Below are 21,617 nucleotides of genomic sequence, written 5' to 3'. Positions count from 1 at the left end.
GTCACCCCGCGCGCCGTAATTGTCATATCTTCATAGCGTTGGCTCCATGAAGCACTCACCGCGTCTTTGGACGGTACTCGGCTGCTCCCTGCTGGTCGCGTCCCTCGGGGCCGGCGCCACCGCATGCGGGTCCGGCGACGCCCCGCAGTCAGCCCGCCCGTACGACGCGGGCGACCAGGTCGCCTTCAACCAGACCGCCGGCAGCCGTCCCGTGGACCCGAACCGGCCCCTGGAGGTCACCGCCAAGAGCGGCGAGGGCCGGATCACCGACGTGACCGCCGTGGACACCCACGGCCGCCGCCTGGCGGGCGAGCTGACCGCCACCGGCGACCGCTGGCACAGCACCGCCCCGATGGCCGCGGGCGTCCGCTACACGGTCACCGTGAGCACCGAGGACGAACGCGGCGCTCCGGGGCAGCGCACGCTCGCTTTCGACACCACCCCGGCCAAGACCCTGCTGAAGGTGGAGTTCGGCCCGGACGAGGGCAAGTACGGCGTCGGCCAGCCCCTCATCGCCGTGCTCAGCGAGCCCGTCAAGGGCAAGGCCGCCCGCGGGATCGTGGAACGGGGCCTGGTCGTCCACACCCCGCCCGGCTCCGAGGGCGCGTGGCACTGGGTGGACGACAAGAGGCTGCACTTCCGGCCCAAGACCTACTGGCCCGCCAACTCCACGGTCACGGTCCGGAGCAACCTGGAGGGCATCAAGATCACCGATGAGCTCTACGGGGCCGCCGCCAAGCCCGTGAAGCTGGAGATCGGGGACCGGGTCGAGGTCATCACCGACGCCTCCTCGCACTACATGACGTTCAAGCGCAACGGAAAAGTGATCAACACCATTCCGGTGACGACCGGGAAGCCCGGCTTCTCCACCCGCAACGGCGTCAAGGTGGTACTGGGCAAGGAGTACTTCGTACGGATGCGCGGCACCACGGTGGGCATTTCCGCGGCCAGTTCCGAGGGGTACGACCTGCCCGTCTACTACGCCACCCGGGTGACCTGGAGCGGCGAGTACGTCCACGCCGCGCCGTGGTCGGTCGGCTCCCACGGCTACGCCAACGTCAGCCACGGCTGCACGGGCATGAGCACCCGCAACGCCGCCTGGTTCTACGAGAACATCACCGAGGGCGACATCGTCGAGGTGGTCAACAGCATCGGCGAGGAGATGGACACCTTCGGCAACGGCTACGGCGACTGGAACATGGACTGGAAGGAATGGCGCGAGGGCAGCGCCCTGCTCAAGGGCACCCACGACGGCCGCAGCCCGATCGACCAGGCCCGCCTGCGGCCCCGTATCTGACGTACCGGCTCCCGGCCCGCCGTGCTCCGGGCCGCGGGGCCGGCCCCGCGCCGGAGGCGGCCCCACGGACGGCCCCACGGACGGCCGTACGGCCGCCCGCGGGGCCGCGGAGTGCCGCTCAGGCGTCCAGCGACAGCCGGGCCCGCAGCAGGCGCGCCAGGGCGTCCGCGAACTCCGCCGGGTCCACCGGAAGGGTGACGGCGGCGTCCGCGCGGCTCCACGTGGCCAGCCAGGCGTCCTGGGGGCGCCCCATCAGCAGCAGCACCGGCGGACATTGGAAGATCTCGTCCTTGATCTGCCGGGCCACGCCCATGCCGCCGGCGGGAGCCGCCTCGCCGTCCAGCACGCAGACGTCGATGCCGCCCTCGTCCAGCTCCTTCAGGACCGCCGGCAGTGTCGCGCACTCCAGGAACTCCACCGGCGGCAGGTCCGCGGCCGGCCTGCGCCCCGCCGCCAGCCGCACCTGCTCCCGGGTGCCCGCGTCGTCGCTGTAGACCAGAACCCGTGCAGTCGCCCGCATTTCGTTCCTCCACGTGTCACATGAATCACGCTGATGATCTTGGACTGTCCCGGCTGGGCCAGGGGAAGGGATGCTACTCCTCCGAGCACCGGGTCAACATCGGTTCCGTCAGCCTCGCCCGTACCCGCCCGAGGCCGTTCTTATGGGCCGTTCGGGCCTTGCACACCCCCCGAACACTCCGAACGGCACCCCCCAGGGTGAGGGCGGGATAAGCGACCGACATAATGTCGGTCGTGGCGACAGCAACGACAGTAGATACCGGGCACGCGCACCCGACGGTCAACAGGCCGAACCTCGTCAGCGTCGGAACCATCATCTGGTTGAGTTCCGAGCTGATGTTCTTCGCGGCCCTCTTCGCGATGTACTTCACCCTGCGATCCGTGACGGGCGCCGAGTACTGGACAGAGCAGGCTTCGGCCTTGAATCTGCCCTTCTCGGCGACGAACACGACGATCCTGGTGCTCTCCTCGCTCACCTGCCAGCTCGGCGTATTCGCAGCCGAGCGCGGTGACGTGAAGAAGCTCCGGACGTGGTTCATCATCACGTTCGTCATGGGTGCGATCTTCATTGGCGGCCAGGTGTTCGAGTACACCGAGCTGGTCATGCACGAGGGCATGAGCCTCTCGTCCGGTCCGTACGGCTCGGTGTTCTACCTGACCACCGGCTTCCACGGGCTGCACGTGACGGGCGGTCTCATCGCCTTCCTGCTGGTCCTCGGCCGGACGTACGCGGCCAAGAGGTTCACCCACGAACAGGCCACGTCGGCCATCGTCGTGTCCTACTACTGGCACTTCGTCGATGTCGTCTGGATCGGCCTCTTCGCGACGATCTACCTGATCAAGTAGCGAACACGTCACCGGGCAGGTCCCGGCACTCCATCCAGAAACACCGACGCAGAAGATCCTGACACCGGGGTAATCCGTGAAAAAGCTCTCCGCACGACGACGCCATCCGCTGGCGGCGGTCGTCGTTCTACTCTTCGCCCTGGCGGCCACTGGGGGGCTGTACGCCGCCTTCGCCCCCGCGGGCAAGGCGCAGGCCGACGAAACAGCCCAGTCCCTCGCCATCGAGGAGGGCAAGAAGCTCTACGCCGTGGGCTGCGCAAGCTGCCACGGTACCGGCGGTCAGGGTTCCTCTGACGGCCCCAGCCTGGTCGGCGTCGGCTCCGCGGCCGTGGACTTCCAGGTGAGCACGGGCCGCATGCCCGCCCAGCAGCCGGGCGTCCAGGTGCCGGCGAAGCCGAACATCTACTCGCAGGCGCAGATCGACCAGCTGGCCGCGTACATCGCCTCCCTCGGACCGGGCCCCATCACGCCGACCGAGAAGCAGTACGACCCGGCGGGCGCCGACATCGCCAAGGGTGGTGAGCTGTTCCGCAACAACTGCGCGCAGTGCCACAACTTCACCGGTGAGGGCGGCGCACTGACGAACGGCAAGTACGCCCCCAACCTTGAGGGTGTCTCGCCGAAGCACGTCTACGAGGCCATGCTCACCGGCCCGCAGAACATGCCCTCCTTCCCGGACAGCACCATGCCGGAGCAGGCCAAGAAGGACATCATCGCGTACATCCAGAACGTCAACGGTGAGAAGGCGACCAACCCGGGCGGCCTGAAGCTCGGCGGCCTCGGTCCCGTCTCCGAGGGTCTGTTCGGCTGGATCTTCGGCCTGGGCTCGCTGATCGCTGTCGCCGTCTGGGTCGGGGCCCACACCGCTAAGGCCAAGAAGTCATGAGTAGCCAAGACATTCCAGAAGAGAAGCTCCTGCCGAGTGAGCAGGGCGAAGCGCACCACGGCGGCGTAGCCGTCGCGGACGATCCGTTCGCCGACCCGGGCCTTCCGGTCCACCGGCCCCGGATCCAGGACATCGACGAGCGGGCGGCGAAGCGCTCCGAGCGCACCGTCGCGCTGCTGTTCACGCTGTCGATGCTGGCCACGGTGGGCTTCATCGCCTCCTTCGTGACCCTCCCGGTCGACAAGATCGTGTACATCTTCCCCATCGGGAAGGTGAGCGCGCTCAACTTCGCCCTGGGCATGACGCTGGGCACGGCCCTCTTCTGCATCGGCGCGGGCGCGGTCCACTGGGCCCGCACCCTGATGTCCGATGTCGAGGTCGCCGACGAGCGGCACGAGATCGCCGCTCCGCCGGAGGTCCGGGCCAGGGTCCTGCAGGACTTCGCCGACGGTGCGAACGAGTCCGGCATCGGCCGCCGCCCGCTGATCCGCAACACGATGCTGGGCGCGCTGGCCATGCTGCCGCTCTCCGCCGTCGTGATCCTGCGCGATCTCGGACCGCTGCCCGAGGACAAGCTCCGCAAGACCCTCTGGGCCCGGGGCAAGCTGCTCATCAACCAGAACACGATGGAGCCGCTGCGTCCCGAGGACGTCGTCGTCGGTTCGCTCACCTTCGCCATGCCGGAAGGCCTGGAAGAGGAGCAGCACGACTTCCAGGTCCAGATCGCCAAGGCGGCCCTGATGATCGTCCGGATCCAGCCGGAGGACATCAAGGACAAGCGGGAGCTGGAGTGGTCCCACGACGGCATCGTCGCCTACTCCAAGATCTGCACCCACGTCGGCTGCCCGATCAGCCTGTACGAGCAGCAGACGCACCACGTGCTCTGCCCGTGCCACCAGTCCACCTTCGACCTCTCCGACGGCGCCCGTGTCATCTTCGGCCCCGCTGGTCACGCGCTTCCGCAGCTGCGGATCGGCGTGAATGACGAAGGCTTCCTCGAAGCGCTCGGCGACTTCGAAGAGCCCGTCGGTCCCTCATTCTGGGAGCGCGGATGAGCACTGCCAACGACACCAAGCAGCGCAAAGCACCGGCCGGCGAGCGTATGGCCGACTGGGCGGACGGCCGGCTGGGCATCTACAGCCTGGCCCGGGCGAACATGCGCAAGATCTTCCCGGACCACTGGTCCTTCATGCTGGGTGAGATCTGCCTCTACACCTTCATCATCATCATCCTCACGGGTGTGTACCTCACGCTCTTCTTCCACCCGAGCATGAACGAGGTCCACTACCACGGCTCGTACGTGCCGATGCAGGGCGTCCTGATGTCCGAGGCCTTCGCCTCGACCCTGGACATCAGCTTCGACGTCCGCGGTGGCCTGCTGATCCGTCAGATCCACCACTGGGCGGCGCTGATCTTCGTCGCGGCCATGTTCGTGCACATGATGCGCGTCTTCTTCACCGGCGCCTTCCGCAAGCCGCGCGAGGTCAACTGGCTCTTCGGCTTCCTGCTGCTGGTCCTCGGCATGTTCACCGGTTTCACCGGTTACTCGCTGCCGGACGACCTGCTCTCGGGTACCGGTGTCCGCTTCATGCAGGGCGCGATCCTGTCCGTACCGGTCGTCGGCACGTACCTGTCGATGTTCCTGTTCGGCGGGGAGTTCCCGGGCGGCGACTTCGTCGCGCGGTTCTACTCGGTGCACATCCTGCTGCTGCCCGGCATCATGATGGGCCTGCTGGTGGCCCACCTGATCCTGGTCTTCTACCACAAGCACACCCAGTTCGCGGGCCCCGGCAGGACGAACAAGAACGTCGTCGGCATGCCGCTGCTGCCGGTCTACATGGCCAAGGCCGGAGGCTTCTTCTTCCTGGTCTTCGGTGTCATCGCGGCCATCTCGGCGATCGCCTCGATCAACCCGGTCTGGGCCCTCGGCCCGTACCGCCCGGACCACGTGTCCACCGGCGCGCAGCCCGACTGGTACATGGGTATGCCGGAAGGCCTGATCCGGGCCATGCCCGGCTGGGAGATCAACCTGTGGGGCCACACGCTCGTCCTGGGCGTGTTCATCCCGCTGCTGCTGTTCCCGCTGGTGCTGGGCGCCATCGCGCTCTGGCCCTTCATCGAGGCCTGGGTCACCGGGGACAAGCGCGAGCACCACATCCTGGACCGCCCGCGCAACGCCCCGACCCGCACCGCCTTCGGTGTCGCCTGGATCGCGGAGTACGCGGTGCTCCTGATCGGCGGTGGAAACGACATGTTCGCGCAGTACTTCCACCTCTCGATCAACGCGATCACCTGGTTCGTCCGGATCGGCTTCTTCGTCGTACCGATCCTCGCCTTCATCATCACCAAGCGGATCTGCCTCGGCCTCCAGCGCCGGGACCGGGACAAGGTGCTGCACGGTCGCGAGACCGGCATCATCAAGCGTCTGCCGCACGGTGAGTTCGTCGAGGTCCACGAGCCGCTCCCGCAGGGCCAGCTGCACAAGCTGACCTCGCACGAGCAGTACCGGCCCGTCGAGCTCGGCCCGACGGTCGACGAGAACGGCGTGGTGCGCAAGCCCAAGCTCGGCGAGAAGATGCGCGCCAAGCTCAGCAAGGGCTTCTACGCCGAGGACAACCAGATCCAGAAGCCCACGGTGGAGGAGTACAAGGAGATCCAGAGCGGCCACGGCCACCACTGATCTCCCACCGCGTGCCGGTAGGACCGCATGACCGCATGACCGCATGAGGGACTGATTTCGGTCAGTCCTGGTGTCGCCACGGCGAGAGCCCCGTCCAGTGTCTGGACGGGGCTCTTTGCCGTCTCCGGGGCTGGATAGGCTGAAGCCCTTCCCATTCGACGTGGAATCCTTGACCAGCAGCAGGAGCGGACCATGAACGTGGTGACCCCGGCAGGCGGCGACAGCGTGGCGGCCCGCGGCTGGCCGGGCGTACTGGACGCCCTGCTCAGCGGAGAGGACCTGCGCGCCGACGACACGGCCTGGGCCATGGACCGGATCATGCGCGGGGAAGCCACCGACGCCCAGATCGCCGGCTTCGCCGTCGCCCTGCGGGCGAAGGGGGAGACGGTCGCCGAGATCAACGGCCTGGTACGCGCCATGTACGAGCACGCCAACCTGATCGAGGTACCGGGCCGGACGGTGGACATCGTCGGCACCGGCGGCGACGGCGCCAAAACGGTGAACATCTCCACGATGTCGGCCATCGTGGTCGCCGGTACGGGCGCCAAGGTGGTCAAGCACGGCAACCGGGCCGCGTCCTCCGCGAGCGGGGCCTCGGACGTCCTGGAGAAGCTCGGCGTCAACCTCGACCTCACCCCGGCGCGGGTGGCGGAAGTGGCCGAGCGGGCCGGCATCACCTTCTGCTTCGCGGTGAAGTTCCACCCGGCGCTGCGCCATGTGGCCGCGGCCCGCAAGGAGCTCGGCATCCGCACCACCTTCAACTTCCTCGGCCCGCTGACCAATCCGGCGCGCGTACGGGCGCAGGCCACGGGTGTGGCCGACGCCCGGATGGCCCCGATCGTGGCGGGCGTGCTCGCCGAACGCGGTTCCTCCGCCCTGGTGTTCCGGGGCGACGACGGCCTCGACGAGCTGACGACCACGGCCACGTCGCGGGTGTGGTGGGTGCGCGAGGGCCGGGTGGAGGAGCAGGCCTTCGACCCGCGCGACGTGGGCATCTCCCTGGTGGACGTGGCGGAGCTGCGCGGCGCGGACGCCTCGTACAACGCGGACGTCGCCCGCCGCCTGCTGTCGGGCGAGCGGGGACCGGTCCGCGAGGCGGTCCTGCTGAACGCGGCCGCGGCGCTGGTGGCCCTGGACCCGGGCGCGGGCACGCTGGAGGAGCAGATCGCGGCGGGCATCGCCCGGGCGGCGGAGGCGATCGACTCCGGTTCCGCCCGTGCCGCGCTGGAACGCTGGGTGGCCGCGAGCAACGCGTAGGCCACGCGCAAGCCCTTTTGGGCCAAGGCCCCGGTCCGCCATTCGGACCGGGGTCTTGCCGTGGGCGGATCTTGTGGCAGGATGCTGACCAGGTCACGAGTGACAGCGTTCAGGCCCCGGCTTGCTGTCCGGCAACCCTCCTTCCGTGGCGGGGTGCCCCGGGTGATGACCGGGTCGTAGGCAGTGAGGTCTACGGCAAGCGCGGATCCCTCGATACCAGGGGTCCTGGTCTTTTCGAGGAGCGTTTTCCGTGAGCAAGCGAATGCGATAGGGCGACTCGCCCCTTCTTCCACCCCCGGACCAGGGCCACTTCGTGCACCCCTCCCGTCCGGGGCTCCCCGTACCCGCCGCACGGCCGTCCGGCCGTCGCCCCGCCGCGTACGGGCACACCGAAGCCATTCACCCCTGCCTGCCGGGAGATACCGCCATGTCCGCTGTGCTGTCCGCATCCCTGAACACCGCCGCCACCGCCACCGCCGAGGCCGCCTGTACCGAGCCGCTGCCCGTCCTCGGCCGCGACGTCACCGTCCCCCTCGTCACCGGCGGCGAACTCACCTACGCCGCCCTCGACTACGCGGCGAGCGCCCCCGCCCTGCAGCGCGTCTGGGACGACGTCGCCGCCTACGCCCCGTACTACGGCAGCGTGCACCGCGGCGCCGGCTACCTCTCCCAGCTCTCCACCGACCTCTTCGAGCAGAGCCGGGCCACGGTGGCCGAGTTCCTCGACTGCCGCCCCGGCGACCAGGTCGTCTTCACCCGCTCCACCACCGACTCGCTGAACCTGCTCGCCGCCGTGCTGCCGGCCGGCTGCCAGGTCTTCGTCTTCGAGACCGAGCACCACGCCTCGCTGCTGCCGTGGACGGACGCCCAGGTCACGTACCTCAACGCCCCCCGGACCGCGGACGAGGCCGTCGCCATCCTGGAGCGGGCCCTCGCCGGCCGGGAGCCGTCCCCTGGCTCTTCGAGCTGGGGAGACCCCAAGGGGCCGGCGCTGGTCTGCGTCACGGGCGCGTCCAACGTCACCGGTGAACTGTGGCCGGTGAAGGAACTCGCCGCCGCCGCACACGCCCACGGCGCCCGCATCGTGCTCGACGCCGCCCAGCTGGCCCCGCACCACCCCGTCTCCGTGCGGCACCTGGACGTGGACTGGGTCGCCTTCTCCGGACACAAGCTCTACGCACCCTTCGGCTCGGGCGTCCTGGCCGGCCGGGCGGACTGGCTGCGGGAGGGCGAGCCGTACCTGGCGGGCGGCGGCGCCTCGCGGACGGTGGCCCGCCGCGAGGACGGCGGCGTGGACGTCGAGTGGCACACCACGGCCGCCCGCCACGAGGCCGGCTCCCCGAACGTCATCGGCGTCTACTCGATCGCCTCCGCCTGCCGCGCCCTGACCGAGGCGGGCTTCGAGAACCTGCTCGCGCGGGAGCGGCGGCTCATCGCCACGGTCCGGGCGGGCCTGGCGGAGGTCCCGCAGGTGCGGGTGCTGTCCCTGTTCGGCGACGACGCGCTGCGGGTCGGGGTCATCTCCTTCGTGGTGGACGGCTGGAACAGCTCCCACTTCGCGGCGGCGCTGTCCGCGGAGTACGGGATCGGCGTGCGCGACGGGCTGTTCTGCGCGCACCCGCTGGTGCGCACGCTGCTGGGCAGCGAGCCGCAGGCCCAGGGCGAGTGCGGGGCCCCCGAGGCGGCGCCGGGCGAGCGGTCCCTCAACGCGATCCGGGTCAGCTTCGGCGCCGGCACCCCGGACGAGCACGTGGAGCGGTTCGTCCGCGCGGTGAAGGAGCTCGTCGCGGAGGGCGCGAAGTGGCAGTACCGCACGGAAGAGGGCCGCTGCGTCCCGGCCGTGTGACAGGCTGCGGATCATGAGGTACTGGGACCCGATGCCGACCGTCCGAGCCTGCGTCGTCGGCGAACCGCTGCCGGGTCATGCGCAGTGGGTGCCGGCGTACGCCCCGCCGTGGGGCGAATGGCCGGACGCGTGGACGGAGCGCGACTGGCGCAATGTGCCGGGGCCGTTCTACGGCGCGGGGACCGACACCTGCTGGGTGGGGCGGGAGGTCGCGCCTGCCCAGGTGCTCTACGACGACGATTCGGGCCAGGAGTTCGTCTATCGACAGCCCCGCGACGCCGAGGAGACGTACCGGGTCATCGCTGCCGCGTCCCAGGACCCGATGGTGGGCTACCAGTGCAACGGCGACGCACACTGGACCCCTGAGCTGGTCCGTCAGTGGTGGAGCGAGCACGGCCGCGTGCGCGAGTGGGCCGTGGCCCTGGACCGGAAATGGTCCGTCTCGGAGCGGGAGGACGAGCGCGAGGCTGCTTCAGGGGCCCGCGATTACGTCGCCCACATCGACGGCGGCCTCGCGGACTACCTGCGCGGATACCTGTTCTGGCTCGGAGAGGGCCGCCCCGCCCGGTCGGGAGAGGCGCTGCCCCCGCTATGAGCCGCTACGCGTCGAGACCGATCGCGAAGGCCGCCTCCAGGTCGTGCTGGGAGTACGTACGGAACGCCACGTGCGTGTCCGTCGCCTCGACGCCCGGGATCTTGCTGATCCGGCCCGGGATGATGTCCGCCAGGTTCTCGTGGCGGGCCACGCGGACCAGCGCGATCAGGTCGTACGTACCCGTGACGGAGTAGACCTCGCTGACGCTGTCCAGCGCGGCGATGGACTCGGCGATCTCGGGGATGCGGTCCACACTGGTCTTGATGAGCACGATCGCGGTGATCACGGCTGGCTGTCTCCCTCGGTGGCCGTCGCTGGTCGCCTCACTCTAGTCCCACGCCGGTAGCGCACCCCCGCGTACAGGAAGCCGAGCGAGAAGCCCACCAGGTGGGCCAGATAGGCGACCCCCGGACCGCTCTCGGCGCGGTGCGCCGCCACTCCTTGGAGGGCGAACCAGAACAACAGCACGATCCACGCGGGAAAGCGCAGCGGCAGGAAGAACAGGAACGGGAACAGGCTCGTCACCCGGGCGCGCGGCAGCAGGCACAGGAAGGCGCCCAGCACCGCGGAGATGGCCCCGGACGCCCCGACCAGCGTCTGCGAGGACCCCGCGTTGGCCGCCGCGTACACGGCCAGGGCCAGGTAGCCCGTACAGACGTAGAAGGCGAGGAACGCCGCGCGGCCCATCCGCTGCTCCGTCATCCGGCCGAAGACGTGCAGGAAGAGCATGTTGCCGAGCAGGTGCGGCCAGCTGCCGTGGACGAACAGGGCGGTCAGCGGCGTCAGCAGGGCGCGGACGCCGCCGGTGAAGAGCTCGGCCGGGATCACGCCCCAGCGCCGGAAGTACGCCGTCCCGGCGGCCAGCAGCTCGTCGCCCGTCCCGTAGGCCGGGTCGAGCCCCGACGCCGGGCCCAGGAGGAACACGACTGCGCAGCCGGCGATCAGCGCGTGGGTGACCACCGGTCCCCGGGCAGCCTCGCGTACCGCCCGCCACCTTACGATCATGCGACAGAGCATGACTCAACAGCGCCCGCCGGGAGCGGTGGCAGGCCGTAGGGTTACGAGCTGCGGTCCGCGGACCGACGTGAGCGGCCCGACAGGCGGGTATGCGCCCCTGGACGGCCTTACGCCAGCAGGGCCATCCGCGCACGGCCGTCCGCGCTCCCGGCCTCCGCGCGCCCGGCCGGACGCGGACGGTCCGGCCCGCGGGCGGCTTTAATTGAATCAGCTACGAAGGAGAGAGCGGCCTGATGACGGTTCCCCTGCCGACCGACACCACTCGGTGGCGCTGCACCCTGTGCGGCAACCTCACGCGTTTCGACGTCACCCGTTCGTCGAAGGTCGTGGAATACGTACACCTGGACCTCGCCGGGGAGCCCAAGGTCGAGGAGCGCGAGGTGGTCAATGAGACCATCGAGTCGGTCCGCTGCCGGTGGTGCAACGCGGTGGACCAGATCGAGCTCGTGGACAGGCCGGGCGCGGACTCCTGACGGAGGCGCGCCCACAGGAAGATCACGGTAGGGGTGACGGATTGTGGAGCCAGCAAGCGGCGCTGAGCCGGCCGACGCGGCCGGCGACGCCGCCGAGGTGCTCGACCGCCCGCTGCCGGAAGGCGTGCGGCGCCGGGTCGTCGCACTGGTCTCGGACGCCTTCGGCGGACTGACGGTCGCGGATCTTCCGGCGCCGCTGCGCCAGTACGCCCGCTTCACCCCGACGCGGCGCGCGAAGTTCGCCGGCAACGCCATGGCCGCGGCCGTCGAGACCGACGCCGTGTTCCGCGGCAGGGTCGCTGAGAAGGTGCGCGAGGCGCAGGCGGATCTCGCCGGGGCCCTGGAGTCCGGTGTCCCGCCCGCCGCCGCCGACCCCCTGGACGTGGCGGCCGCCGCGTACGTCCTGCGGCCCGTCGGCTGGGTCAAGCTGGTGGCCGCCGCGGGCGAGGAGGCCCAGCGCGCCGACGCCGAGCGGGTGGGCGAGGAGACCCGGCGCGAGCTGGAGCGGCTGCGCGAGGAGCTGGCCCACGTACGGGAACAGCAGCGCACCGGCGGTGAGCAGGTGCGCGTCGAGCTCGACGCGGCCCGCAAGGAAGCGGAATCGCTTCACCGCAAGCTGCGCAGCGCGCTGAGCGACGTCAAGCGCGGCGAGGCGGCCCTGCGCAGGGTGAACGCCGAGATCGACGGGATCCGCGGGGAGGCGGCCGCGCGCGTGGCCGCCGCCGAGAGCGAGACCCGGCGGCTCAAGTCGCGGCTGGCGGAGGTGGAGACGGCGCTGGAGACCTCGCGCCGGGCCACCCGCGAGGGCCGCAGCATCGAGGACATGCGGCTGCGGCTGCTGCTGGACACCGTGCTCGACGCGGCGGCGGGGCTGCGCCGCGAGCTGGCGCTGCCGCCCGTCTCCACCCGCCCCGCGGACACCGTGGAAGCGGTGGAGCCCGGCCGGATGATGCCGAAGGACATCGCGGCGCGCGCCCTGTCGGAGACCGATCCGGCGCTGCTGGACCAGCTGTTGGCGCTGCCCCAGGCGCATCTGGTGGTCGACGGCTACAACGTGACCAAGACCGGTTATCCGACGATGCCGCTGGAGAAGCAGCGGCTGCGGCTGCTGGGCGGGCTGTCCATGCTGGCCGCGCAGACGGGCGCGGAGATGACTTGTGTCTTCGACGGGGCCGAACTGGCAGCCCCGGTGCTGCTCGCGCCGCCGCGCGGGGTGCGGGTGCTGTTCTCCAAGGCGGGGGTGACGGCGGACGAACTGATCCGCCAGTTGGTGCGCGCCGAGCCGCCCGGCCGCCCGGTGGTCGTCGTCTCCACGGACCGGGAGGTCGCCGACGGGGTGGCCAAGGCCGGGGCACGGCCCGTCGCGTCCGCTTTGTTGCTGAAGCGGCTTTCGCGCGTTTCGTAAACTCCTCGGCGGTATGCCGGAATTGGCGGTGCGTTCAGGGAACGTACCGTCAAGTGCCCGGCACACAGCGTGCGCTGTAGGTAAAGAACCTGGTCGGGGACGGAGTTTTTGCCTTACAGGATTTGAAGTGATCACGGCGGGGTCACTAGGGTCTGTTCAAACCTTCGTGCGGTAGATCACCCATTCGGGGTGACAGCGAAGGCGCTGCCGAGTTGCGTCCTTCGGCGGCAAGAGGAAGAAGGAGCTCGCCTTCGTGGCGTCCCACCGTCGACCCAAGCAGCCGAACCGTGCTCGTGTGACCGTGCTGACCGCCACCGCGGCCGCAGCCGTCGCCCTTTCCTCCCAGGGTGCCTCCGCCGCTCCGGCGAAGCCGAGCAAGGACGAGGTCAAGTCCCAGGTCGACGCCCTCTACGAGGAGGCCGAACAGGCCACCGAGAAGTTCAACGGGGCCAAGGAGCGCCAGGAGAAGCTCGAAAAGGAGATCGGGCAGCTCCAGGACCAGGTCGCACGCGGCCAGGGCGACCTCAACGAACTGCGCAGCACGCTCGGTTCCATGGCGAGCGCCCAGTACCGCAGCGGCGGCATCGACCAGTCCCTGGCCCTCTTCCTCTCCGCCGACCCCGACAGCTACCTCGACAAGGCCTCCACGCTGGAGCACTTGAGCGGCAAGCAGGTCGAGGCGGTCCAGAAGATCCAGGACAAGCAGCGCAGCCTCGCCCAGCAGCGCCAGGAGGCCGCCGGCAAGCTCGCCGACCTCGACGCCACCCGCAAGGAGCTCGGCGAGAAGAAGAAGGTCTCGGCGGACAAGCTCGCGCAGGCACAGGCCCTGCTCAACAGCCTCACCGCGCAGGAGCGGGCGGCGATCAAGGACGAGGAGACGCGCGCCAGCCGCAGCGACAGCACGCGCGTCGAACTCGGCAACGTGCAGGCCTCGGGCCGGGCCGGCGCCGCCCTCAACGCCGCCAAGACCAAGGTCGGCAGCGCGTACATCTCCGGCGCCGAGGGCCCCAGCGCCTTCGACTGCTCGGGCTTGACCCAGTGGGCGTACAAGCAGGCCGGTGTCTCCCTCACCCGCACCACCTACACGCAGGCCAACGACGGCACACGCATCAGCCGCAGCCAACTCCAGCCAGGCGACCTCGTCTTCTTCTACGACGACCTGCACCACGTCGGCCTGTACGCGGGCAACAACATGACGCTGCACGCCGCCAACCCGCGCGGCGGCGTCAAGTACGAGTCCATGGACAACATGCCGTTCATGTTCGGCGTCCGCGTCTGAGCCGCGCCGCCCCAGCTCCAGGCCACGCCCCCGCCGCCCCCGCCTCGCGGAAGTGCGCACCGCACACCGCCCATCCGGGCGAATTCGCAGGCGGCGTACTGACCGCACGCCCCGCCGGTGACCTGCGTCTCCTGCGGGGCGTCACTGTGCGTGCCCACGGCGGTCGTTGGCCGGTGCCCGGTCGCGCGGCTACTGTCTGCCAGCGCGGACCCGGCCCACGGCCGTCCACGGGGGGCGGACCCGGGGCCCGCACAGCGCAAGGGAGCGGTTTCACGTGGCGTCCCATCGCCGGCCCGGGCCCAGCGGCCCCGAACGGAACACGAAGGTCACCGTCCTCACCGCCGCCGCGGCCACCGCGGCGGTCGCCATGACGGGCCTGCCCGCGAACGCGGCCCCCGGCCTGCCGCAGGAGCCGCCCGGCAGCAGCCGCACCCAGGTCGACCGGCTCTTCGAGGAGGCCGAGCAGGCCACCGAGCGCTTCAACGAGGCGGGCGAGAAGGCCGACCGGCTGCGCGCCGAGGTCAGCCGGGCCCAGGACGCGGTGGCTCGCGGCCAGGACCGCATCAACACCATGCGCGGCATCCTCGGCACCTACGCCGGAGCCCAGTACCGCAGCGGCGGCATCGACCCCACCGTCGGACTGATGCTGTCCGAGGACCCGGATGACTACCTGGACCGGGCCGCCGTCCTGGAGCGGCTCACCGACCGCCAGGCCCGGCAGCTGGGCGAACTGCGGGAGGAACAGCGCCGACTCGCCCACCAGCGGCAGGACGCGGCCCGCAAACTCGCCGAACTCGACGCCCTGCGCGCCGACGTGGCCCGGCACAAGCGCTCCGTCACGGCGAAGCTCGCCGCCGCCCGGCGCCTGCTCAACGCCATGCCGTCCGAGGAGCGGGCCGCCTTCGAGCGCCCCTCACGCGCCGGGGAACGCCCCGAGGGCCTGCCCGACCCCGCCGCCGCGGGAGCCGTCTCTGGCCGCGCCGCTGCCGCCGTGATGGCGGCCCGGGCCGCGGTCGGACGCCCCTACGTGTGGGGCTCCACGGGCCCCTCCGGCTTCGACTGCTCGGGGCTGATGGTGTGGTCGTACCGGCAGGCCGGCGTCTCCCTGCCGCGCACCTCGCAGGCCCAGCGGCACGCCGGGCGGCAGGTGCCCCTGTCGCAGGCGCGGCCCGGCGACCTGGTGACGTACCGCTCGGACGCCAGCCACGTCGGCATGTACGTCGGCAACGGCCAGGTGGTGCACGCGCCGTACCCGGGCGCCCGGGTCCGCTACGACCCGGTCGGGATGATGCCGGTGTCCTCGGTGACCCGGCCCTGACCCGATCGGGGCCCGGCCGGGCTCCGTAGCGCCGCAGGGTCCGGCGCCCGTCCGGCCGGTGCGTACGATCGGCTGATGTTTCCGGGTCGAGGTGCCGCAGGCCGTCGCGCCGTCCGCGTCCTGCTGCTCCTGCTCTGCCTCCTGCTGGCCGGATGCGGTGCGCCGGCGCCCCCGCGCGACGCCACCGAGCAGGACATCCGCCGGGCCGTGGCCGCCTGGTCGCGGCAGCCGCCCGAACGGCTCTCCGGGATCCCCCTGGAGGACTGGGCGTACGAGGTCGCCTCGGTGCGGCGCGAGGGCGTACGGGCCTTCGTACGGGCCGCGCTGCGCTACCGGCTCGCCGGCCACGACGCGGCCCCCGACGGCTCGCAGCGCGAACTCGAACTGGAGGAGGGGGACGGCGGGACCTGGCAGGTCCGGGCCGACCGGCCCGCGCCCGGCGCGCCGCCGCAGCTGTGGGACCAGGGACCGGTGGCCGTCGTCCGGGGCGCGCACTCCCTGGTCCTGGGCGCCGCCGGCGCCGAGACCCTGGCCGGGATCGCCGCCGAGGCCGACCGGGCGGTCCCCGCGGCGAGCGCGGCCTGGCCCCGGCCGTGGGCGGGCCGGGTGGTGGTGCTGGTCCCCGGGTCCCTGGACCGGATGGCGCAGCTGCTGGGCAGGCCGGCCGACGCCTACCGGGGACTGGCCGCCGTCACCACGGGACGCGTGGGCGCGGGCCCCGCCCCGGCCGACCGGGTGGTGATCAACCCCGAGGGGTACGCAGAGCTGGGCGAGGCGGGCCGGCGGTTCGTCCTCACCCACGAGGTCACCCACGTGGCCACCCGGACGGCGACCTCCGCCACGACCCCGCTGTGGCTCTCCGAAGGCTTCGCGGACTGGGCGGCGTACCGGGCCGCCCCCGATGCCCCCGCCGAGGCCGCCCCGGCGCTGGCGCGCGCGGTGCGGCGCGGAGAGGTGCCGGGCGCGCTCCCCGGGGCCGAGGCCTTCTCCTTCGGCGGTGACCCCGAGGCGGTGGCCCGGGCGTACGAGGGCGCGTGGCTGGCCTGCCGGCTGATCGCCCGGCGGTGGGGCGACGAGGCGCTGGTCGGGCTGTACGAGCGGGCGGGCCGGGAGCCGCTGGAGACCGCCCTCGAAGACGTCCTCGGGACCGGCCCGGCGGAGCTGACGAAGGCCTGGCAGGAGGAGCTGCGCGGCGAGCTGCGGTGAGCACCGTACGGCGCGGCGGCTTCCGGTACTGTCGGCAGGCCATGCACAAGACGCTGATCGTGACCAACGACTTCCCGCCGCGACCGGGCGGCATCCAGGCCTTCCTGCACAACATGGCGTTGAGGCTGGACCCCGACCGGGTCGTCGTCTACGCCTCCACCTGGAAGCACAGCGCGGAGGGCCGCGAGGCCACCGCCGACTTCGACGCCGAGCAGCCGTTCCAGGTCGTGCGCGACCGTACGACGATGCTGCTGCCGACGCCGCGCGTGACGCGGCGGGCGGTGGAGCTGCTGCGCGAACACGGCTGCGAGTCCGTGTGGTTCGGCGCCGCGGCCCCGCTCGGCCTGATGGGCCCGGCGCTGCGGCGGGCGGGCGCGCGGCGGCTGGTGGCGACCACCCACGGGCACGAGGCGGGGTGGGCCCAGCTGCCGGCCGCGCGGCAGCTGCTGCGGCGGATCGGCGAGGGCACGGACACCCTGACCTACCTGGGGGAGTACACCCGCTCCCGGATCGCCTCGGCGCTGACGGAAGGGGCGGCGGCGCGGATGGTGCAGCTGCCCCCGGGCGTGGACGAGAAGACCTTCCACCCCGAGTCGGGCGGCGCGGAGGTCCGGGCGCGGCTCGGGCTGACCGACCGGCCGGTGGTCGTCTGCGTCTCGCGCCTCGTCCCGCGCAAGGGCCAGGACACGCTGATCCGGTCGATGCCGCGGATCCTGGCGGCCGTGCCGGACGCGGTGCTGCTGATCGTGGGAGGCGGGCCGTACGAGGCGGACCTGCGGGCGCTGGCCGCCGCCACGGGGGTGGCGGGGTCGGTGGTGTTCACCGGATCGGTCCCGTGGGAGGAGCTGCCCGCGCACTACGGCGCGGGGGACGTCTTCGCGATGCCGTGCCGGACCCGGCGGGGCGGTCTGGACGTGGAAGGCCTCGGCATCGTCTACCTGGAGGCTTCGGCGACGGGCCTGCCGGTGCTCGCCGGTGACTCGGGCGGGGCGCCGGACGCGGTGCTGGACGGTGAGACGGGCTGGGTCGTCCGGGGCGGCTCCCCAGAGGAGGCGGCGGACCGTATCAGCACGCTGCTGCTGGATCCGGAACTGCGGGCGCGGATGGGCGAGCGCGGCCGGGCGTGGGTGGAGGAACGCTGGCGCTGGGACCTCCTCGCGGAACGGCTGCGCGAGCTGCTGTAGCCGGGGGCCGAGCCTCCCGCCTCAAGCGCCGGCGGGGCTGCGCGTTTCGCTTCAAGCGCCGGCGGGGCTGCGCGTTTCGCTTCAAGCGCCGGCGGGGCTGCGCGTTTCGCTTCAAGCGCCGGCGGGGCTGCGCGTTTCGCCTCAAGCGCCGGCGGGGCTGCGCGTTTCGCCTCAAGCGCCGGCGGGGCTGCGTCTCAGCCCCGCCGGGTGCGTCCCGGTCCGGGCGGGGTGCGTCCGGGTCCGGGCGGGATGCGTCCGGGTCCGGGCGGGATGCGTCCGGGTCCGGGCGGGGTGCGTCCGGGTCCGGGCGGGGCCGGGGGGCGCGCGGGGTCAGCCGCGGTACAGGGCCTCGATCTCGTCCGCGAAGTCCTTCGCCACCACGTTGCGCTTCAGCTTCAGCGACGGGGTGATGTGCCCCGACTCCTCTGTGAACTGGGCCGGCAGGATGCGGAACTTGCGCACCGACTCCGCCTTCGACACCGCCGCGTTGCCGTCGTCCACGGCCCTCTGCACGGCGGCCACCAGCTGCGCGTCCTCCCGCAGCTCCGCCGCCGTCACACCGGCCGGCTTGCCGTTCTCCGCGGCCCAGCGGCCGAGGAACTCCTCGTCGATGGTGACCAGCGCGGCCACGAACGGCCGTCCGTCGCCCACCACCATGCACTCCGCGACCAGCGCGTGCGCCCGGATCCGGTCCTCGATCACGGCGGGCGCCACGTTCTTGCCGCCCGCGGTGACGATGAGCTCCTTCTTGCGCCCGGTGATCGTCAGGTAGCCGTCCTCGTCGAGGGTGCCGACGTCCCCGGTGTGGAACCAGCCGTCGGTCAGCGCGTCGGCGGTCGCCGTCTCGTTCTTCCAGTACCCCTGGAAGATCTGCTCGCCGTGCAGCAGCACCTCGCCGTCGTCCGCGATGCGCACCACGGAGCCCGGCATGGGCTGGCCGACCGTACCGATCTTCTGCTTGTCCCACGGGTTGAAGGTCGTGGCCGCGCAGGACTCAGTCAGGCCGTAGCCCTCCAGCACGGTGAAGCCGATGCCGCGGAAGAAGTGGCCGAGCCGCTCGCCCAGCGGGGCGCCGCCGGAGATCGCGTACTCGCCGCGCCCGCCGAGGACGGCGTGGAGCTTGCTGTAGACGAGCTTGGAGAAGACCTTGTGCTTCAGCTTGAGCCCGAGGGACGGGCCGCGGGGGGCGTCCAGCGCTCGGCTGTACGCGATCGCCGTCTCCGCGGCGGCGTCGAAGATCCGGCCTTTGCCGTCCGCCTGGGCCTTGGCGCGCGCCGAGTTGTAGACCTTCTCGAAGACGCGCGGCACGCCGAGGATCAGCGTGGGCCGGAAGGAGGACAGCTCCTCGGTGAGGTTCTTGATGTCCGGTACGCAGCCCAGGCGGATCGGCGCCAGTACGGCCGCGACCTCCACCAGGCGCCCGAAGACGTGCGCGGCCGGCAGGAAGAGCAGCACCGAGCACTCGCCGGTCTTGAACAGCGGGCTCAGGCGCGCCACGGCGTTGCCGCACTCGGCGAAGAAGTTGCGATGGGTCAGCACACAGCCCTTGGGGCGGCCGGTGGTGCCCGAGGTGTAGACGATGGTGGCCGGGTCGTCGGCGTTCGTCAGGGTGCTGCGCTCGTCCACCTCGGCGTCGGTGATGCCGGCGCCGGCGGTCCTCAGCGCGTCGAGGGCGCCGCCCTCGATCTCCCAGACCTCGCGCAGCTCGGGCAGTTGGTCGCGCAGGGCGGCGACGGTCCCGCTGTGGCCGGGGCTCTCCACGATGGCGGCGACGGCGCCGGAGTCGCCGAGGATCCACTGGACCTGCTCGGGCGAGCTGGTCTCGTACACGGGGACGGTGATGCCGCCCGCGCTCCAGATCGCGAAGTCGATCAGCACCCACTCGTAGCGGGTGCGGGAGATCAGGGCGACGCGGTCGCCGGGACGGATGCCGGCAGCCATCAGGCCCTTGGCCACGGCCCGGACCTCGGCGAGGAACTCAGTCGCCGTCACGTCCTGCCACCGGCCGTCGGCCTTGCGGCTCATGACGGCGGTGTCGGGATGCTGAGCGGCGTTGCGGCGGATGAGATCCGTCAGATTCCCGTCCGAAGGGACCTCGTACAGGGCCGGAAGGCTGAACTCGCGCAAGACTGCTGCTCCTCTGGGCGCCATCGCCACCATGTGGACCGACCGGACGTTACCCACCGGTAGTGGGTTCCCGATAGAGGGAACCGGCCAGATGTTCCGTGCGTCACAGTGACGCGGCCATACGGTGCCGACAGTAGTCGACCCCGTTGACGACCCGGTAGTAACCGCAGGTCCGGCCCCTCCCCAACCCCCTCTACCCGCCGTCCGCGGACTTCCCTAGGGTGATCGCATGGCTGGCAGCACGCGTGGCGCGAAGAGGGGTACCCGGGTGCACGTCGTGAGCGACGTGCACGGCAACAGCGAGGCCCTCGCCCGGGCGGGGGAGGGCGCCGACGCGCTGATCTGCCTCGGTGACCTCATCCTCTACCTCGACTACGCCGACCACTCGCGCGGCATCTTCCCCGACCTGTTCGGCGTCGAGAACGCCGACCGGATCGTCGAACTGCGCACCGCGCGCCGCTTCGAGGAGGCCCGGGCCCTGGGCCGGCGGCTGTGGGCCGGGCTGGACCGGGAACGGCTGACCGAGGAGGCCGTGCGCCGCCAGTACGCGGAGATGTTCGCCGCCTTCCCGACCCCCACGTACGCCACCTACGGCAACGTCGACATCCCCGGGCTGTGGCCCGAGTACGCCGACCGCCCCGGCCTGACCGTGCTCGACGGGCAGCGGGCGGAGATCGGCGGCCGGGTCTTCGGCTTCGTCGGCGGCGGCCTGCCCTCGCCGATGCGGACGCCGTACGAGGTGGACGTGGAGGAGTACGCCGCCAAGGTGGAGGCGCTGGGCGAGGTGGACGTGCTCTGCTCCCACATCCCGCCGGAGGTGCCGGAGCTCTGCTACGACACGGTCGCCCGCCGTTTCGAGCGCGGGAGCGAGGCCCTGCTGGCCGCCATCCGCCGCACCCGCCCCCGGTACGCCCTCTTCGGGCACGTCCACCAGCCGCTGGCCCGGCGGATGCGCATCGGCGCGACGGAATGCGTGAACGTCGGGCATTTCGCGGCGACGGGGAGGCCCTGGGCCCTGGAGTGGTGAGCTCCGCACGCACGGTAGCCTTCGAGCGGCGGCCGGAGGCCGCACACTTCCTCGAACACTCTCCGGAGGAGCGACCGCGATGGCGGAACACACCAGCTCAAGCATCATGATCGACGCTGCGCCGGCGGACGTGATGGCCGTGATCGCCGACTTCGCCCGCTACCCCGAGTGGACCGGCGAGGTGAAGGAGGCCGAGGTGCTGGCCGCCGACGCCGAGGGCCGCGCGGAGAAGGTCAGGCTGCTCCTCGACGCGGGCGCGATCAAGGACGACCACACGCTGAGCTACACCTGGAAGGGCGCGGACGAGGTCAGCTGGACCCTGGACAAGTCGCAGATGCTGCGCCAGCTGGACGGCTCCTACCGGCTGACGCCCGTGGACGGCGGCAAGTGCACCGAGGTCACCTACCAGCTGACCGTGGACGTCAAGATCCCGATGCTCGGCATGATCAAGCGCAAGGCCGAGAAGGTCATCATCGACCGCGCCCTGGCGGGCCTGAAGAAGCGCGTCGAGGCCGCCTGATCCGGCGCGTGACGGCCCGGACGGTGCGGACGGCGCGGGCCCGGCCAGGCCGGGCCAGGTGGGTCATTTCCGCGTTCTGCTGGTGGCTGACCCGGGTGGGGTTGTCGGCGAGGATGTCCTGCAGGGCCCGGCGGA

Annotated in this window: 20 protein-coding genes and 1 riboswitch; of the genes, 16 read left to right on the top strand and 4 right to left on the bottom strand. The window is 71.5% G+C overall.

What is annotated here, in order from left to right; translation table 11 throughout:
- Positions 1-46 precede the first annotated feature (46 nt).
- Positions 47-1,297, top strand: coding sequence for an Ig-like domain-containing protein (locus ACWDX7_RS06525; protein ID WP_451493210.1), 1,251 nt, complete (start codon positions 47-49; stop codon positions 1,295-1,297).
- A gap of 118 nt (positions 1,298-1,415) precedes the next feature.
- Here the strand turns inward: ACWDX7_RS06525 and ACWDX7_RS06520 are convergent, their stop codons facing one another.
- Positions 1,416-1,817, bottom strand: coding sequence for a hypothetical protein (locus ACWDX7_RS06520; protein WP_451493209.1), 402 nt, complete (start codon positions 1,815-1,817; stop codon positions 1,416-1,418).
- A gap of 224 nt (positions 1,818-2,041) precedes the next feature.
- Between ACWDX7_RS06520 and ctaE the strand changes: the two genes are divergently transcribed.
- From ctaE to ACWDX7_RS06485, 7 genes are all read left to right on the top strand, one after another.
- Entirely contained in the window at positions 2,042-2,662 is a 621-nt protein-coding gene (gene ctaE / locus ACWDX7_RS06515) for an aa3-type cytochrome oxidase subunit III (protein ID WP_386522100.1), read from the top strand.
- Positions 2,663-2,738: 76 nt separating this feature from the next.
- Positions 2,739-3,548: a cytochrome bc1 complex diheme cytochrome c subunit gene (qcrC, locus tag ACWDX7_RS06510; protein ID WP_451493208.1), complete on the top strand. Its 810-nt coding sequence runs from the start codon at positions 2,739-2,741 to the stop codon at positions 3,546-3,548.
- Positions 3,545-4,603, top strand: coding sequence for a cytochrome bc1 complex Rieske iron-sulfur subunit (gene qcrA, locus ACWDX7_RS06505; protein WP_451493207.1), 1,059 nt, complete (start codon positions 3,545-3,547; stop codon positions 4,601-4,603). Before qcrC ends, qcrA begins: the two co-directional genes overlap by 4 nt.
- Positions 4,600-6,228 carry a cytochrome bc1 complex cytochrome b subunit gene (gene qcrB / locus ACWDX7_RS06500; RefSeq protein WP_451493206.1) on the top strand — a complete coding sequence of 543 codons (1,629 nt, stop codon included), beginning with the start codon at positions 4,600-4,602 and terminating at the stop codon, positions 6,226-6,228. The genes qcrA and qcrB overlap by 4 nt, the downstream gene beginning before the upstream one ends.
- Positions 6,229-6,420: 192 nt before the next feature.
- Complete coding sequence (gene trpD / locus ACWDX7_RS06495) at positions 6,421-7,485, top strand: anthranilate phosphoribosyltransferase (protein ID WP_451493205.1); 1,065 nt, start codon at positions 6,421-6,423, stop codon at positions 7,483-7,485.
- A 91-nt stretch (positions 7,486-7,576) separates the two neighbouring features.
- A riboswitch (SAM riboswitch) is annotated at positions 7,577-7,693 on the top strand.
- A 219-nt stretch (positions 7,694-7,912) separates the two neighbouring features.
- Positions 7,913-9,331, top strand: a complete 1,419-nt coding sequence (locus ACWDX7_RS06490) for an aminotransferase class V-fold PLP-dependent enzyme (RefSeq protein WP_451493204.1) — start codon at positions 7,913-7,915, stop codon at positions 9,329-9,331.
- 13 nt (positions 9,332-9,344) lie between these two features.
- Positions 9,345-9,926, top strand: coding sequence for a ferredoxin (locus ACWDX7_RS06485; protein WP_451493203.1), 582 nt, complete (start codon positions 9,345-9,347; stop codon positions 9,924-9,926).
- A gap of 4 nt (positions 9,927-9,930) precedes the next feature.
- On the opposite strand, the gene ACWDX7_RS06480 is transcribed toward ACWDX7_RS06485, so the two are convergent.
- Together ACWDX7_RS06480 and ACWDX7_RS06475 are read right to left on the bottom strand one after the other, a co-directional pair.
- Complete coding sequence (locus ACWDX7_RS06480; protein WP_008738815.1) at positions 9,931-10,212, bottom strand: Lrp/AsnC family transcriptional regulator; 282 nt, start codon at positions 10,210-10,212, stop codon at positions 9,931-9,933.
- Positions 10,209-10,931, bottom strand: a complete 723-nt coding sequence (locus ACWDX7_RS06475; RefSeq protein WP_451493202.1) for a rhomboid family intramembrane serine protease — start codon at positions 10,929-10,931, stop codon at positions 10,209-10,211. The genes ACWDX7_RS06480 and ACWDX7_RS06475 overlap by 4 nt, the downstream gene beginning before the upstream one ends.
- Before the next feature lie 245 nt (positions 10,932-11,176).
- Between ACWDX7_RS06475 and ACWDX7_RS06470 the strand changes: the two genes are divergently transcribed.
- From ACWDX7_RS06470 to ACWDX7_RS06445, 6 genes are all read left to right on the top strand, one after another.
- Positions 11,177-11,416: a hypothetical protein gene (locus ACWDX7_RS06470; protein WP_008738811.1), complete on the top strand. Its 240-nt coding sequence runs from the start codon at positions 11,177-11,179 to the stop codon at positions 11,414-11,416.
- Positions 11,417-11,456: 40 nt separating this feature from the next.
- Complete coding sequence (locus ACWDX7_RS06465) at positions 11,457-12,821, top strand: NYN domain-containing protein (protein ID WP_451493218.1); 1,365 nt, start codon at positions 11,457-11,459, stop codon at positions 12,819-12,821.
- A 253-nt stretch (positions 12,822-13,074) separates the two neighbouring features.
- Complete coding sequence (locus ACWDX7_RS06460; RefSeq protein WP_451493201.1) at positions 13,075-14,100, top strand: NlpC/P60 family protein; 1,026 nt, start codon at positions 13,075-13,077, stop codon at positions 14,098-14,100.
- Positions 14,101-14,374: 274 nt separating this feature from the next.
- Positions 14,375-15,418, top strand: a complete 1,044-nt coding sequence (locus tag ACWDX7_RS06455; RefSeq protein WP_451493200.1) for an NlpC/P60 family protein — start codon at positions 14,375-14,377, stop codon at positions 15,416-15,418.
- Between the two features lie 75 nt (positions 15,419-15,493).
- The gene (locus ACWDX7_RS06450; protein WP_451493199.1) at positions 15,494-16,624 is read left to right on the top strand and encodes a hypothetical protein; all 1,131 of its coding nucleotides are present in this window, start codon (positions 15,494-15,496) and stop codon (positions 16,622-16,624) included.
- 41 nt (positions 16,625-16,665) lie between these two features.
- Positions 16,666-17,808: a glycosyltransferase family 4 protein gene (locus ACWDX7_RS06445; protein ID WP_451493198.1), complete on the top strand. Its 1,143-nt coding sequence runs from the start codon at positions 16,666-16,668 to the stop codon at positions 17,806-17,808.
- A gap of 330 nt (positions 17,809-18,138) precedes the next feature.
- Here the strand turns inward: ACWDX7_RS06445 and ACWDX7_RS06440 are convergent, their stop codons facing one another.
- Positions 18,139-19,935, bottom strand: coding sequence for an AMP-dependent synthetase/ligase (locus ACWDX7_RS06440; RefSeq protein WP_451493197.1), 1,797 nt, complete (start codon positions 19,933-19,935; stop codon positions 18,139-18,141).
- A gap of 229 nt (positions 19,936-20,164) precedes the next feature.
- Between ACWDX7_RS06440 and ACWDX7_RS06435 the strand changes: the two genes are divergently transcribed.
- On the top strand, positions 20,165-20,962 hold the full coding sequence (locus tag ACWDX7_RS06435) for a metallophosphoesterase family protein (protein WP_451493196.1): 798 nt from the start codon (positions 20,165-20,167) through the stop codon (positions 20,960-20,962).
- 79 nt (positions 20,963-21,041) lie between these two features.
- Positions 21,042-21,482, top strand: coding sequence for an SRPBCC family protein (locus tag ACWDX7_RS06430; RefSeq protein ID WP_451493195.1), 441 nt, complete (start codon positions 21,042-21,044; stop codon positions 21,480-21,482).
- Positions 21,483-21,617: the final 135 nt, after the last annotated feature.

It is taken from the genome of Streptomyces sp. NPDC003034 (genome assembly GCF_053591375.1).
This window is presented reverse-complemented; position numbering and strand designations above follow the sequence as displayed.

Bases quoted from the DNA above. Each gene is read 5' to 3' on its own strand.
- ACWDX7_RS06525 (WP_451493210.1), top strand. From the start codon at position 47: ATGAAGCACTCACCGCGTCTTTGGACGGTACTCGGCTGCTCCCTGCTG.
- ACWDX7_RS06520 (WP_451493209.1), bottom strand. From the start codon at position 1,817: ATGCGGGCGACTGCACGGGTTCTGGTCTACAGCGACGACGCGGGCACC.
- ctaE (WP_386522100.1), top strand. From the start codon at position 2,042: ATGTCGGTCGTGGCGACAGCAACGACAGTAGATACCGGGCACGCGCAC.
- qcrA (WP_451493207.1), top strand. From the start codon at position 3,545: ATGAGTAGCCAAGACATTCCAGAAGAGAAGCTCCTGCCGAGTGAGCAG.
- qcrB (WP_451493206.1), top strand. From the start codon at position 4,600: ATGAGCACTGCCAACGACACCAAGCAGCGCAAAGCACCGGCCGGCGAG.
- trpD (WP_451493205.1), top strand. From the start codon at position 6,421: ATGAACGTGGTGACCCCGGCAGGCGGCGACAGCGTGGCGGCCCGCGGC.
- ACWDX7_RS06490 (WP_451493204.1), top strand. From the start codon at position 7,913: ATGTCCGCTGTGCTGTCCGCATCCCTGAACACCGCCGCCACCGCCACC.
- ACWDX7_RS06485 (WP_451493203.1), top strand. From the start codon at position 9,345: ATGAGGTACTGGGACCCGATGCCGACCGTCCGAGCCTGCGTCGTCGGC.
- ACWDX7_RS06475 (WP_451493202.1), bottom strand. From the start codon at position 10,931: ATGATCGTAAGGTGGCGGGCGGTACGCGAGGCTGCCCGGGGACCGGTG.
- ACWDX7_RS06470 (WP_008738811.1), top strand. From the start codon at position 11,177: ATGACGGTTCCCCTGCCGACCGACACCACTCGGTGGCGCTGCACCCTG.
- ACWDX7_RS06450 (WP_451493199.1), top strand. From the start codon at position 15,494: ATGTTTCCGGGTCGAGGTGCCGCAGGCCGTCGCGCCGTCCGCGTCCTG.
- ACWDX7_RS06445 (WP_451493198.1), top strand. From the start codon at position 16,666: ATGCACAAGACGCTGATCGTGACCAACGACTTCCCGCCGCGACCGGGC.
- ACWDX7_RS06435 (WP_451493196.1), top strand. From the start codon at position 20,165: ATGGCTGGCAGCACGCGTGGCGCGAAGAGGGGTACCCGGGTGCACGTC.
- ACWDX7_RS06430 (WP_451493195.1), top strand. From the start codon at position 21,042: ATGGCGGAACACACCAGCTCAAGCATCATGATCGACGCTGCGCCGGCG.